The sequence below is a fragment of the Bacillus sp. FSL W8-0629 genome, from assembly GCF_038593225.1.
Lineage (GTDB): Bacteria > Bacillota > Bacilli > Bacillales > Bacillaceae > Bacillus > Bacillus altitudinis.
The window spans coordinates 1596885-1611238 of record NZ_CP151975.1; the positions used below are offsets into that span (position 1 = coordinate 1596885).

Below are 14354 nucleotides of genomic sequence, written 5' to 3' on the forward strand. Positions count from 1 at the left end.
TAAAAGGAGAGAACAGGCATGTCAGCAAGAGATTTATCTGTTTTATTCAGTGTTATTTTAATCGTGGCGATGCTGGTCATACCGTTTCCGCCCATCCTATTAAGTATTTTAATCATTATTAATATTTCTCTTGCGCTTATCGTGCTTCTCACCACAATGAACATGCAAGAACCACTGCAATTTTCCATTTTTCCATCGTTACTTTTGCTCTTAACACTGTTTCGTTTAGGGCTTAACATCTCTACAACCCGTTCTATTTTATCAACTGGAGATGCTGGTAAGGTTGTAGAAACGTTTGGATCATTTGTTGTTGGGGGCAATATACTCGTTGGTCTGGTTGTCTTCCTTATTCTGATCATCATTCAGTTTATTGTCATCACCAAAGGGGCAGAGCGTGTATCAGAGGTTGCGGCCAGATTTACACTCGATGCGATGCCAGGTAAACAGATGAGTATTGACGCAGATTTGAATGCAGGAATGCTGACAGAAAGTGAAGCTAGAAACCGCCGTGAAAAAGTAGCAAGAGAAGCAGACTTTTATGGTGCGATGGATGGTGCAAGTAAGTTCGTTAAAGGGGATGCCATCGCAGGTATTATCATCGTTATTATCAATATTATTTTTGGCATCATTATTGGGATGATTCAGCAAGGAATGTCAATTCAAGAATCAGCTTCCCACTTTACTCTTTTAACAGTGGGTGATGGAATTGTTTCGCAGATCCCTGCACTTCTTATTTCAACAGCGACAGGGATTGTTGTCACGAGAGCGGCTTCTAACGGAAACCTTGGTTCAGACATTACGGGTCAGCTCTTTGCCTTCCCTGCCATGCTTTATGTCACAGCAGGTACGATCTTCCTGCTTGGATTGTTTACGCCAATTGGCGTACTTTTGACAGGGCCGATCGCAGGTTTACTTGCACTCGGTGCGTACATGATGTCGAAAAACAAACAGGATCAAGAAGAGATTGAAGAAGTACTGGAAGAACAGGCAGAGGTAGAAGAGATGAAAAGTCCAGAAAGCGTCATTCATCTCCTACAAATGGATGCCATTGAATTTGAATTTGGCTACGGGTTGATCCCACTTGCAGATGCCAATCAAGGCGGAGACCTGCTAGACCGAATTGTCATGATCAGAAGGCAGCTTGCTCTTGAACTAGGTCTTGTCATTCCAGTTGTCCGTATTCGAGACAACATTGCGCTAAACCCGAATGAATACAGGCTCAAAATAAAAGGGAACGAAGTGGCAAAAGGAGAGCTGCTGCTCGATCATTACTTAGCGATGTCTCCAACGCCTGATGATGATCCGATTGAAGGAATTGAAACAATCGAACCATCCTTTGGTCTGCCGGCAAAATGGATATCAGAAGCAGAAAAAGATCAGGCTGAAATGCTTGGGTATACAGTGGTCGATCCAGCATCTGTTGTGTCTACCCACATCACAGAGAAGATTAGACAAAACACCCATGAACTGCTTGGACGCCAAGAAACGAAGCAATTAATCGATCATCTGAAAGAAAGTTATCCAGTTCTAGTAGATGAGGTAACACCGAATCCACTAGCAGTCGGAGATATCCAAAAAGTACTTGCAAAGCTTCTGAAAGAAAAGGTCTCCATTCGAAACCTTGTGACCATTTTTGAGACCCTTGCAGACTACGGAAAATTAACGACTGATACAGACTTGCTAACAGAGTATGTTAGACAGGCACTTGCAAGACAGATTACTGCACAGTATGCAAGAGAAAATGAATCACTGAAAGTCGTGACATGCTCAGGCCGAGTCGAAAAGGTGATTGCAGACAGCGTGCAGCAAACAGAGCATGGGAACTACTTATCGTTAGATCCAGAATCCTCTGAAAGTGTGATTCAATCAGTGGCGAGAGAAATTGAACAGCTTTCGCTTCGTCAGGAAACGCCGGTTCTATTATGCTCACCTCCTATAAGAATGTACGTCAAACAGTTGTTAGAAAGATATTTCCCAGAATTACCGGTACTATCTTATAACGAACTAGAAGCAAATGTGGAAGTACAGAGCATCGGAGTGGTGGATATCTAATGAAAATGAAAAAAATCACAGCGAATTCTATGCAGGAGGCAACGATCCAAATCAGGCAGCAGCTTGGGAAAGATGCCGTCATATTAAATTCGAAAACCGTTGTCAAACGAAAGCTGTTCGGTTTAAAGAAACAGCAAATGGTCGAAGTGATTGCAGTGCTGGATCAAGATTTTGAAGAAAGAGCCGGTAAAGGATTACAACCAGCAGCTGCGCCTATCCCGGTGTTACCGAAAAAGGAGCAGACTCAACACCTTACACAAGAGCTGCCGGCTGCTGCTCAAGCAGTCAAAGCAGCGCCTTCTCATTCTCAGCCTATAGAATATGCAAGAAACGAACGCCATGCCGGGATCTTGCCGGATTCTCTCATGAAAATGGATCAAAAGCTAAAGGATCAAGGTCTTGATGCTGAGATTCGAGATGAGTGCTTAAAGGGTCTTTTAACAAAAGGTGCTGTGAAAGAAGCGCAGATTGAAAAAGAACTTGAAAAACTACTCACAGGGATGCTGCCGGCTCACACTTCTGATGAGCCGATGATTCGTTCGAAATACATTGTGTTGTTTGGTTCAACTGGTGCTGGAAAAACCACAACGATTGCAAAGCTGGCTGCGAAAACGGCTATTCAGCAGCAAAAGAAAATTGCTTTTATCACAACAGATACGTACCGGATTGCAGCGATTGAACAACTAAAAACATATGCTGAACTGCTGAATGCACCTCTTGAAGTTTGTTATTCAAGAGAGGACTTTGTGAAAGCACAGCAGACCTTTAAAGACTATGATCATATTTTCATCGATACAGCAGGCCGTAACTTTAAAGAAGAGGCGTACATCAAAGAGCTGACAGATATCATTCCATTTGATGAAAGCATTCAAAGTTTTCTCGTCATGAGTGCGACATCGAAATATCAAGATATGAAAGCCATGGTCAAACGTTTTGAACACGTTCCAATCGATCAATTTATTTTTACAAAAGTTGATGAAACAGACACGATGGGAACGATCTTTCAAATCATTGCAGAATCTCAAATCGGGCTCGGGTTTTTAACAAATGGTCAAAATGTACCTGAGGATATTCTTGAGAGTTCCCCCCTTGATTTGACAAGGATGGTCTTACAATGATGAAGCCTGACCAAGCCGAAGGTTTAAGAAAGCTTGTTCAGCAGAATCAACTGATTGTACCGAACTCTCTTCATGCGAATGGACAGGCGAAAACCATTGCTGTCATGAGCGGTAAAGGCGGAGTAGGTAAATCGAATTTGACGCTGAATATGGCACTGTCTATCGCAAGTACGGGCAAGCAAGTGCTCATCATCGACCTCGACTTTGGCATGGGGAATATTGATATTTTACTAGGGAAAACATCGACCAGCTCTATATTAGACGTGCTTGTTAGAAAAAAATCCTTCCAAGCGGCTATGACAAAAGGAACGGACAATCTGTATTACATTTCTGGCGGAAGCGGGCTTGAACAGCTGTTTTCTTTAGACAAAGATCAATGGTCGTTCTTTTTAGAAGAGATGGAGAAAATATTGAATGACTTTGATTGTATATTCTTTGATATGGGTGCAGGCTTGTCAAAAGATCAACTCCCTTTTGTCTTATCGGCAGGAGAGGTGGTCGTTGTGACAACGCCAGAACCAACATCCATCATGGATGCCTACAGCGCAATTAAGCACTTAGCCATTCATCAGTTTGAACAGTCTGTTCAAATCATCGTCAACCGGTGTAAAACCCCGTCAGAAGGGTCTGAAACGTACCGGAAATTAGCAGGAGTGGTGACATCCTTTCTACACCGAAAGCTTGTGTTTGCTGGGGCGGTGCCTGATGATCCTGCTGTTCCTAAAGCAGTCACTGAACAAATTCCATTTTATATGAAGCAGCCTCATTCAAGGCTAAGTAAAACCATTAAAATGCTGGCTGAAACACTGTATCATCAGCAGATAAGAGAGGCACGGAGAGAGCAGCATACGTTTATAGATAAGTTGTCCTCTTTTTTTAAAAGGAGGAAGGTGGACTCATGATTAGAGTGCTTGTAGTAGATGACTCGGCTTTTATGAGAAAACTCATCAGTGATTTCCTAAGTGCCGAGCAAGAAATTGAAGTCGTCGGAACGGCGCGAAATGGAGAAGATGCCTTAAAGCGGATTAAGGAATTGAATCCAGATGTTGTCACACTTGATGTGGAAATGCCTGTTCTAAATGGAACAGAAGCATTAAAACAAATTCTGGCTGAACACGACCTTGCTGTAATTATGGTGTCAAGCCAGACGAAGCAAGGGAAGGAATTAACCATCCATTGCTTAGAACTCGGTGCTTTTGACTTTGTGACAAAGCCTTCAGGAAGTATTTCGCTCGATTTACACAAAGTAAGAGGTCAAATTGTAGAGCGGGTACTTGCGGCAGGCCTGTCGAGAAAACGTACTGAGAAACAAGTTTCTCCTAAGCCGTTCATGAAGCCGCCAAGTCCAATTCCAGCGGTCGCTCCCCGCCTGCAAGAAGTAAGAAGCGGTTCATCACTCCGAAAGATTATTTCAATCGGAACTTCTACGGGAGGGCCTAGGGCGCTTCAACGAGTCGTCACGAAGCTGCCAAAAGACATAGAGGCGCCGATTTTGATTGTGCAGCATATGCCGGCAGGATTTACGGCATCGCTGGCTACTAGATTAGATCATTTATCACAAATTACAATCAAAGAAGCTCAAGATGGAGACATCGCTAAAAATGGAGTGGCTTACATAGCTCCTGGTGGATTGAATATGTCACTTCATGAACAAGGGGCAGCTTTAGTGATCAGGCTGTCCCCAGAAGACACTGACAGCCGTCACAAACCTTCTGTTAACTATTTATTTGAATCCATCAGCAACATAAAAGGTTACGAGAAAATCGCTGTCATTATGACAGGAATGGGTAGTGATGGCACAGAAGGTGTCAAAAAAATGGTCGCAAGCGGTCATACAAAAGTCATTGCAGAAAAAGAAGAATCATGTGTTGTTTTCGGAATGCCTAAATCAGTCATTAAAGCAGGCCTTGCACATGAAACAAGGCATGTGGATGACATCGCACATGCAATTATAAGCTCCATGAAAAAAGAGAGGGCGTGAACACGTTGGATGTAAACCAATACTTAGATATCTTTTTAGATGAAAGCAGAGAACACTTACAAACTTGTAATGAAAAACTTCTTGAATTAGAAAAGAACCCAACAGACTTGCAGCTAGTGAATGATATATTCAGAGCCGCTCATACACTGAAAGGCATGAGTGCAACGATGGGCTTTGATGATATGGCTCAATTAACACATCATTTAGAAAACATGTTTGATGCCATCAGAAACGAACAAATGATTGTCACTCCTGAATCAATGGATACGATGTTTGAAGCACTCGATCACCTTGAAGCAATGGTTCAATCGATTGCAGAGGGCGGGGATGGAAAACGTGATGTCACAGAGATTAGTAAAAAACTAGATGTGACAGGAAGCCATGCAGAAACAGCATCTGCCGTTGAGACTTCTGAAGCATCATCAGCTGCAAGCGACCTAGACTATAACGAATTTGAACGAACAGTTCTTGATGAAGCGAGAGAACAAGGCTTTAAATGTTATGAGCTGAACGTGACATTAAGTGACGCATGCTTATTAAAAGCCGTTCGTGTCTATATGATTTTTGAAAGACTGAACGAAGCAGGAGAAGTTGTCAAAACGGTTCCGAATGCAGAACTTTTAGAATCAGAAGATTTTGAATCTGAATTCAGCATTTCTTACTTATCGAAACAGCCGATGGAAGAAGTGAAAAAAATCGTGACAGCGATCTCAGAGGTTGAACAAGTGGAGATTTCTGAAGTCTCTGCCTTTGAAGAAGCGGCTCCGGCTGAAACAAAAGCAGAGAAACCTGAGCAGAAAAATGAAGAAGCCGCAGCTCCTGCTGCTAAAGCGCCAGCAAACGATGCGCCAAAAGCAAATGGCAATAACGGTGCAGCTGCCGGCGGAACGAAAACGATCCGTGTCAACATCGATCGTCTGGATTCACTTATGAACCTGTTTGAAGAGCTTGTCATTGATAGAGGACGTTTAGAACAGATTGCTAAAGAACTTGAAAACAACGAACTCACGGATACAGTGGAAAGAATGTCCCGTATTTCTGGAGACCTGCAATCGATCATCTTGAACATGAGAATGGTGCCTGTAGAAACGGTGTTTAACAGATTCCCACGTATGATTCGTCAATTGACGAAAGAGCTCAATAAGAAAATTGAACTGATCATTGAAGGTGCTGAGACAGAGCTTGATCGAACAGTGATCGATGAAATTGGCGATCCGCTCTTACACTTACTTAGAAACAGTCTCGATCACGGGATTGAATCACCAGAAGAACGTGTGAAAAAAGGCAAACCAGAAAAAGGAACTGTTCTTTTAAAAGCATATCATAGCGGAAACCATGTCTTCATTGAAGTCGAAGATGATGGCGGCGGGATTAACCGTAAAAAGGTCCTTGAGAAAGCATTAGAGCGCGGGGTTATTACAGAAAGAGAAGCGGAAACGCTTGAAGATCACCAAATTGATTCATTGATCTTTGCAGCAGGGTTCTCTACAGCTGATACGATTTCTGATATCTCGGGCCGGGGTGTAGGTCTTGACGTTGTGAAAAACAAGCTGGAATCATTAGGTGGTTCTGTGAGTATTAACTCAACAGAAGGTCAAGGCTCACTGTTCTCAATTCAGCTTCCACTCACATTATCGATCATTTCCGTACTTCTTGTGAAACTAGAGGAAGAAACATTTGCTATTCCGATTTCTTCTATTATAGAAACAGCTGTCATTAAGAAGAGTGACATCCTTCAAACGCATGATCGTGAAGTCATTGATTTCCGTGGATTTATCGTACCGGTTGTGTACTTGAAGAAACAGTTCAACGTACCAAATGCGAATGATTTAGAAGAAGAACTGCACATTATTGTTGTCCGTAAAGGAGACAAGCTAACAGCATTTGTGGTCGATTCGTTTATCGGTCAGCAAGAGGTTGTATTGAAATCACTTGGAGATTACCTACCAAACGTATTTGCGATATCAGGCGCAACAATCTTAGGTGACGGTCAGGTTGCACTCATCGTTGACTGTAATGCACTGATTAAGTAAAAAACAATAGAGGAGCGGTCTGAAATGAGTACAGATATCAAAACTGGCGAAAAGATGATTGTGTTTATCGTAAACAAAAAAGAATACGCCATTTCAGTATCAGAAGTAAAGTCCATTGAAAAATGGCAGCAGCCGACAAGAGTTCCTGGCGTTGCCCCTTATATATGCGGTGTCATTAATCTACGTGGTGTCGTGACACCTGTCATTGACCTTAGAGTGAGACTTGGATCAACTGACAACGAGATTACAGACGAAACAAGAATGATTATTGTACAAGTTGGTGACATTGAAGTCGGCTGGATTGTTGATGAAGCAAATGATGTCATTACTGTCCATCAGGAAGAGGTAGAATCTTCTACTGATACAGCTGAAAAAGAAGGACTGTCATGGGTGACAGGAATTATTAAGCATGATCAGCGTCTATTCAATATCATTCATGCTGGTGCGGTCCTCGACAAGAGCGTGCAAGATGCACCTGTTCATTAAGGGGGATGTGAAATGAGCATTTTCAATGAAATTAAAGATGAACAGCTAGATATTTTAAGTGAGGTTGGGAATATCGGAGCAGGCCATGCAGCGTCTGCTCTTGCCAGCCTATTGAATCGCAAAATTGATATGGCTGTTCCTTTTGTCAAAGTTCTCTCGTTTGAAGATTTAATGGATTTCTTTGGTGGAGCAGACCTTCCAGTTGCCAGTATCTTTTTGCGAATGGAGGGTGATCTTACCGGTTCAATCTTTTTCATTATGCCGTTTGAACAAGCTGAACAATTTGTAAGAGAGCTTGTTCAGGACCCAGCATTTGATATTGATGCGATTCATGAACACATGCTAGGAACATCAGCGCTTCATGAGCTAGGAAATATTTTAGCAGGCTCTTATTTATCAGCACTTGCCGATTTAACAAAACTGCAGCTTCATCCAAGTGTTCCAGATGTCACGCTCGACATGTTCGGGGCTGTCATTAGTGAAGGATTAATGCAGTTTAGCCCTCTCGGCGATCAGGCGATTGTGATTGATACATCGATTTTTGATGATCAAAATCAGCAAGAGCTGAAAGGAAATATGTTTCTATTACCAGACTTTGAATCGTTTGAAAAACTGTTCAAAGCATTAGGTAACCTATAATGAACGTGCAGATTCCGGCAGTTGTAAAGGTTGGTATAGCGGATGTTCAGCTTGTGAAAACACCGGACCGTATTCGGACATCCGGTCTCGGTTCTTGCGTAGGACTTGTCCTTTTTGACCAAGAAAAAAAACTGGCAGGACTTGTCCATGTCATGCTTCCAGACTCCTCTCTTTCAAAAGGAGCGGTAGAGAACTTGGCTAAGTATGCAGATACAGGTGTCAAGCATACAATTGATCTGCTCTTAAAAGAAGGAGCGCGCAAACATGCGCTAAAAGCGAAGCTTGCTGGCGGCGCAGAAATGTTTAAATTTAAGTCAACCAATGATCTGATGAGAATTGGACCTAGAAATGTATCAGCTGTGAAAGAACATCTGTCTCTTCATCATATCCCGATCATTAGTGAGGACACGGGCGGAAACAATGGACGCACGATTGAATTCGATCCGCTTACAACAGAACTTGAGATCCGCACTGTGAAACAAGGCATTATGAAGATATAACTAAGGAAGTATAGGGGGAGAAAGATGCAATCCTTAAATTACGAAGATCAGGCGCTATGGGCTAGATGGAAAGAGTGGAAGGACCCAGCTGCTGGAGATGATCTTATGCGCCGCTATATGCCGCTCGTCACATATCATGTTGGAAGAATTTCCATCGGTCTCCCGAAGTCAGTGCACAAAGAAGACTTGATCAGTCTAGGGATGCTCGGTTTATATGATGCCCTTGAAAAATTTGACCCCGGAAGAGATCTGAAGTTTGATACATATGCATCCTTCAGAATTCGCGGGGCCATCATCGACGGTCTTCGTAAAGAGGACTGGCTGCCTCGTACATCAAGAGAAAAAACAAAAAAAGTAGAAGCGGCAATTGAAAAGCTTGAACAGCGATATTTACGAAATGTGACACCAACAGAGGTTGCTGAAGAACTCGGCATGAGTGAACAAGATGTGGTCACAACGATGAATGAAGGGTTCTTTGCGAATTTGCTCTCGATTGATGAGAAGCTGCATGATCAAGAAGACGGAGAAAACGTTCAAGTCATGATTCGCGACGAAAAGACTGTGACACCTGAAGAAAAAATGCTGAAAGATGAATTAATTGAACAGCTTGCCGAAAAAATGACAGAGCTTTCGGAAAAAGAAAAGCTTGTGATTAGTCTTTTCTATAAAGAGGAATTGACGTTAACGGAAATTGGTCAAGTGCTTAATTTATCGACCTCCCGCATTTCGCAAATTCATTCAAAGGCATTGTTCAAGCTTAAGCATCTGCTTGATAAAGCCATTCAATCTTAAAGAGTTAGTGAGTGAAAAAATATGCTATGGCTGATTAGCTTTATGCTTCATGCTGCACTTATTTATTTTGTGATCATTTTATACACGAGAATGAATTCGCTGAAGGCAACAGAACAAAAGCAGCGAGAGCTTTTAGAAGAAACGGAAAATACCCTGGCTGCATTTTTGATGGAAGTCAAAGAAGAGAATGAAAAACTATCAAAAGCTGCAGCCACTTCCCCTGATTTTTCTGCTGAAGAGCTGAAATCGGATCTTCAGACACCAAAGCAGCCACAACCACCAATTGAATCCCAGCAATCGGTAGAAAGTGAAGATCCAGTTCCAGAGCACCTGTCGGCTCTCCTTAGCGAAGTTGAGGTGCAGGAAGAGAAGGTAAACGAACCCGTTTCAAGTCTCGAAACAGAAGCTTCTGCGCCTTCTGAAAGTGAAAGAGAAGAAACATTCGAGGATCAAGTAAAGGCCTTATATGATCAAGGGCTATCATTAGAAGAAATAGCGAAAGAGTTAAAAACGGGCAAGACAGAAATCGAGCTTTTATTAAAATTTAGCGGAAAGCTGTAAAGGATTCTTGATTGTCAGTCCATCATGTGTTATATTATTTCTTGGTGTTAAATACACACGCTTAATGATTCGTATGAAGGTGCTGCCGTGGCGCAGTTTTATGTGAACATGACTTAAGCGGAGGAAAAAAAACCATTATATTAGGAGGCAACAACATGTCAGTTATTTCTATGAAACAATTGCTAGAAGCTGGTGTTCACTTCGGTCACCAAACACGCCGTTGGAACCCAAAAATGAAGCGTTACATCTTTACAGAGCGTAACGGTATCTACATCATCGATCTTCAAAAAACGGTGAAAAAAGTAGAGGAAGCTTACAACTTCACGAAAAACCTTGCTGCTGACGGAGGAAAAATCCTTTTCGTTGGTACGAAAAAGCAAGCACAAGATTCAGTGAAAGAAGAAGCAATCCGTTCTGGTATGTTCTATGTAAACCAACGCTGGCTTGGTGGAACGTTAACAAACTTTGAAACAATCCAAAAACGTATCAAACGTTTAAAAGATATCGAAAAAATGCAAGAAAACGGTACGTTCGAAGTTCTTCCTAAGAAAGAAGTCGTTCAACTGAAAAAAGAATTAGAACGTCTTGAAAAATTCCTAGGCGGAATCAAAGACATGAAGGGTCTTCCAGATGCACTTTTCATTATCGACCCTCGTAAAGAGCGTATTGCAGTTGCAGAAGCTCGTAAATTGAATATCCCAATTATCGGTATCGTTGACACAAACTGTGATCCAGACGAAATTGATGTTGTGATCCCTGCAAACGATGATGCAATCCGTGCTGTAAAACTTCTAACTGCTAAAATGGCAGATGCGATTCTTGAGTCTAAACAAGGCGAAGAAGAAGCTGTTGTAGAAGAAACGACAGAAACTGAAACAACAACTGCGTAACCTATTCAAAAGGTGATAAGAGGGAACTGCCTTTTATCACCTTTTTTTCACCTAGTAATCCGTGTTTTAACATAGAAGGAGGAAATGTAAAATGGCAATTACTGCTCAATTAGTAAAAGAACTGCGTCAAAAAACTGGTGCAGGTATGATGGACTGTAAAAAAGCGTTAACAGAAACTGATGGTGACATCGACAAAGCAATCGATCTTCTAAGAGAAAAAGGGATCGCAAAAGCTGCGAAAAAAGCAGACCGTATTGCGGCAGAAGGATTAACTCTTATTAAAACTGACGGCAATACTGGCGTTATCCTAGAAGTGAACTCTGAGACTGATTTCGTTGCGAAAAACGAAGGATTCCAAAATCTTCTTAACGAACTTGCTGATCATTTACTTGCTGCGAAACCTGCAACAACTGAAGAAGCACATGCTTCTAAAATGGAAAATGGTTCAACAGTTGAAGAACATATTACTTCTGCAATTGCGAAAATCGGAGAAAAAATTACGCTGCGCCGTTTCTCAGTCATCACAAAAGAAGATAACGCTGCATTCGGTTCTTACTTACACATGGGCGGACGCATCGGTGTATTAGCGGTTCTTAACGGAACAACTGATGAAGAGCTTGCGAGAGACATCGCAATGCACGTTGCTGCTGTAAACCCTAAATACATTTCTCGTGACCAAGTGTCTGAAGAAGAAGCAAACCGTGAGCGTGAAGTATTAACACAACAAGCGCTTCAAGAAGGAAAGCCTGAAAATATCGTTGCTAAAATGGTAGAAGGCCGACTAAACAAATTCTTCGAAGAAATTTGCTTACTTGACCAAGCATTCGTTAAAAACCCAGATGAAAAAGTGAAACAAGTTGTAGGTGCGAAAAACGCAACTGTTCAAACTTATGTTCGCTATGAAGTGGGCGAAGGTATCGAAAAACGTCAAGACAACTTTGCTGAAGAAGTCATGAGCCAAGTGAAAAAATAATGTTTGAAAAGCTCTCTGGGGCTTTTTTAGGGAGCACAAGCACTGTGTTCCCTATTTTTTAGAGGATATTGATTTACAAAAGACGGTTTCTTACGCATAATAAGAGACGGTATAGTTTACACTTGGAGGTTATCATGAGCAAACCGAAATATAATCGCATTGTACTGAAGCTAAGTGGAGAAGCACTAGCTGGTGATGCTGGAAATGGAATTAACCCAACTGTCATTCAATCAATTGCAAAGCAAGTAAAAGAAATTGCAGAACTTGATGTTGAAGTTGCAGTCGTTGTAGGCGGAGGAAACCTTTGGCGTGGTAAGACAGGCAGTGACTTAGGAATGGACCGGGCAACAGCAGACTATATGGGAATGCTTGCAACAGTGATGAATTCATTGGCATTACAAGACAGCCTAGAAACGCTTGGCATTCAGTCTAGAGTACAAACCTCTATCGAAATGAGACAGGTTGCAGAGCCATACATAAGAAGAAAAGCGATCCGTCACCTTGAAAAGAAACGTGTCGTGATTTTTGCTGCAGGTACTGGTAACCCTTATTTCTCTACTGATACAACAGCAGCACTTCGTGCAGCTGAAATTGAAGCAGATGTCATTTTAATGGCGAAAAACAATGTAGACGGTGTCTACAGTGCTGATCCTCGTACAGATGCGGATGCAGTAAAATATGATAAGCTTTCATATCTTGATGTACTAAAAGAAGGGCTTGCTGTAATGGATTCTACTGCGTCCTCATTATGTATGGACAATGACATTCCATTAATCGTCTTCTCTATTATGGAAGAAGGAAATATTAAACGTGCCGTCAATGGCGAATCAATCGGAACGATCGTGAGGGGGAAATAACGTGTCAAAAGAAGTGTTGAACCAAACAAAAGAAAAAATGGAAAAAGCCGTTCAAGCATACGGACGTGAACTAGCAACTGTCCGTGCGGGCAGAGCTAATGCTTCCCTTTTAGACAAAGTAACAGTGGATTACTATGGTGCGCAAACACCACTAAACCAAATTGCGTCAATTACAGTGCCAGAAGCACGTATGCTGATTATCACACCTTACGATAAAACAGCGATCGGTGATATCGAAAAGGCGATCCAAAAGTCTGATCTTGGTATCACACCAACAAGTGACGGAAACGTGATCCGTATTGCGATCCCAGCACTAACAGAAGAAAGACGTAAAGAACTTGTAAAAGTTGTGAGAAAATACTCAGAAGAAGCAAAAGTAGCTGTTCGTAACGTTCGTCGTGATGCAAACGATGAATTGAAAAAGCTAGAGAAAAATGGGGAGATCACTGAAGATGAATTAAGATCATCTACAGAGGATGTTCAAAAATTGACAGATGAATATGTCGCTAAAATTGATGAAGTGACAAAAGATAAAGAAAAAGAAATCATGGAAGTTTAAGAAAAAACTATGTACAATAGATAATAGTGAAAAGACCCTCTTCATGTTTACAGGGGGTTTTTTTGTTAATACTGTTGAGGACTATATTATTAGCGGGAACGCAACCTTTTTGGGTGATGGAGGAATCTCATGCTCAATATACTCAAAAATTGGAAGAATCAGCAAACAGCAGCTTCCAACTTAGAAAGCCTGACAAAAGAAGACATATTAAATGGAGAAATTCCTGAACATATCGCCATTATCATGGATGGGAATGGAAGATGGGCAAAGAAACGTGCACTTCCACGGGTAGCAGGACATCATGAAGGAATGAAAGTTGTCAAGCGCATGACCAAGCTTGCAAATGAGCTGAATGTCAAAGTGCTGACTTTGTATGCTTTCTCTACAGAAAATTGGAAACGTCCAAAACTAGAAGTAGACTTTTTAATGAAGCTTCCTGAAGAGTTTCTAAACATCTATCTGCCTGAACTCATCGAGGAAAATGTCCGTGTACGTTTAACAGGTGATCCAGACGGCCTCCCGCAGCATACGAAAAAAGCGGTAGAGAACGCAGTGAAGAGTACGGCGAATAATGACGGACTCATTTTAAATTTTGCGCTCAATTATGGAGGACGGACAGAAATTATTTCTGCATGCAGACAAATTTCTGAAAAAGTCAAAGAAGGCAAGCTTCGAGCAGAAGACATCACAGAAGAGATGTTTTCAGCGTATTTAATGACAGAATCTCTTCAAGATCCGGATTTGCTTATTCGCACGAGTGGAGAAATTAGATTAAGCAACTTTATGCTTTGGCAAATTGCGTACAGTGAGTTTGTCTTTACGGATGTGCTTTGGCCTGACTTTTCTGATGAGCATCTCATAGACGCTATCGGAGAGTACCAGCGCCGCGGCCGGAGGTTCGGTGGAATTTAGA

Annotated in this window: 15 protein-coding genes; all 15 read left to right on the plus strand. The window is 41.8% G+C overall.

What is annotated here, in order from left to right; translation table 11 throughout:
* Nucleotides 1-18 precede the first annotated feature (18 nt).
* The 15 genes from flhA (at nucleotide 19) to NSQ17_RS08250 (ending at nucleotide 14353) form a co-directional block, all read left to right on the plus strand.
* Nucleotides 19-2052 carry a flagellar biosynthesis protein FlhA gene (flhA, locus tag NSQ17_RS08180; RefSeq protein WP_045034262.1) on the plus strand — a complete coding sequence of 678 codons (2034 nt, stop codon included), beginning with the start codon at nucleotides 19-21 and terminating at the stop codon, nucleotides 2050-2052.
* The gene (gene flhF, locus NSQ17_RS08185; protein ID WP_342468003.1) at nucleotides 2052-3170 is read left to right on the plus strand and encodes a flagellar biosynthesis protein FlhF; all 1119 of its coding nucleotides are present in this window, start codon (nucleotides 2052-2054) and stop codon (nucleotides 3168-3170) included. Before flhA ends, flhF begins: the two co-directional genes overlap by 1 nt.
* Complete coding sequence (locus tag NSQ17_RS08190) at nucleotides 3167-4072, plus strand: MinD/ParA family protein (RefSeq protein ID WP_144665406.1); 906 nt, start codon at nucleotides 3167-3169, stop codon at nucleotides 4070-4072. The genes flhF and NSQ17_RS08190 overlap by 4 nt, the downstream gene beginning before the upstream one ends.
* A complete protein-coding gene (locus NSQ17_RS08195) occupies nucleotides 4069-5151 on the plus strand; it encodes a chemotaxis response regulator protein-glutamate methylesterase (RefSeq protein WP_024720361.1) in 1083 nt (360 codons plus the stop codon). Before NSQ17_RS08190 ends, NSQ17_RS08195 begins: the two co-directional genes overlap by 4 nt.
* 5 nt (nucleotides 5152-5156) lie before the next feature.
* A complete protein-coding gene (locus tag NSQ17_RS08200) occupies nucleotides 5157-7184 on the plus strand; it encodes a chemotaxis protein CheA (protein WP_283933397.1) in 2028 nt (675 codons plus the stop codon).
* Between the two features lie 24 nt (nucleotides 7185-7208).
* On the plus strand, nucleotides 7209-7670 hold the full coding sequence (locus NSQ17_RS08205) for a chemotaxis protein CheW (protein ID WP_007499568.1): 462 nt from the start codon (nucleotides 7209-7211) through the stop codon (nucleotides 7668-7670).
* A gap of 12 nt (nucleotides 7671-7682) precedes the next feature.
* Entirely contained in the window at nucleotides 7683-8309 is a 627-nt protein-coding gene (locus NSQ17_RS08210; RefSeq protein ID WP_342468004.1) for a chemotaxis protein CheC, read from the plus strand.
* The gene (locus NSQ17_RS08215; protein WP_007499566.1) at nucleotides 8309-8809 is read left to right on the plus strand and encodes a chemotaxis protein CheD; all 501 of its coding nucleotides are present in this window, start codon (nucleotides 8309-8311) and stop codon (nucleotides 8807-8809) included. The genes NSQ17_RS08210 and NSQ17_RS08215 overlap by 1 nt, the downstream gene beginning before the upstream one ends.
* 24 nt (nucleotides 8810-8833) lie before the next feature.
* A complete protein-coding gene (locus NSQ17_RS08220) occupies nucleotides 8834-9601 on the plus strand; it encodes a FliA/WhiG family RNA polymerase sigma factor (protein ID WP_007499565.1) in 768 nt (255 codons plus the stop codon).
* Nucleotides 9602-9622: 21 nt separating this feature from the next.
* The gene (locus tag NSQ17_RS08225) at nucleotides 9623-10162 is read left to right on the plus strand and encodes a hypothetical protein (protein WP_045034267.1); all 540 of its coding nucleotides are present in this window, start codon (nucleotides 9623-9625) and stop codon (nucleotides 10160-10162) included.
* A 155-nt stretch (nucleotides 10163-10317) separates the two neighbouring features.
* Nucleotides 10318-11052, plus strand: a complete 735-nt coding sequence (rpsB, locus tag NSQ17_RS08230) for a 30S ribosomal protein S2 (RefSeq protein WP_007499561.1) — start codon at nucleotides 10318-10320, stop codon at nucleotides 11050-11052.
* 91 nt (nucleotides 11053-11143) lie between these two features.
* Entirely contained in the window at nucleotides 11144-12025 is an 882-nt protein-coding gene (gene tsf / locus NSQ17_RS08235) for a translation elongation factor Ts (RefSeq protein WP_342468005.1), read from the plus strand.
* Nucleotides 12026-12159: 134 nt separating this feature from the next.
* Nucleotides 12160-12882 (plus strand): UMP kinase, encoded by a 723-nt coding sequence (gene pyrH, locus NSQ17_RS08240; protein WP_008344767.1) that lies wholly within the window; start codon nucleotides 12160-12162, stop codon nucleotides 12880-12882.
* Between the two features lies 1 nt (nucleotide 12883).
* The gene (frr, locus tag NSQ17_RS08245) at nucleotides 12884-13441 is read left to right on the plus strand and encodes a ribosome recycling factor (protein WP_008344764.1); all 558 of its coding nucleotides are present in this window, start codon (nucleotides 12884-12886) and stop codon (nucleotides 13439-13441) included.
* A gap of 129 nt (nucleotides 13442-13570) precedes the next feature.
* Nucleotides 13571-14353, plus strand: coding sequence for an isoprenyl transferase (locus NSQ17_RS08250; RefSeq protein ID WP_110487244.1), 783 nt, complete (start codon nucleotides 13571-13573; stop codon nucleotides 14351-14353).
* Nucleotide 14354: the final 1 nt, after the last annotated feature.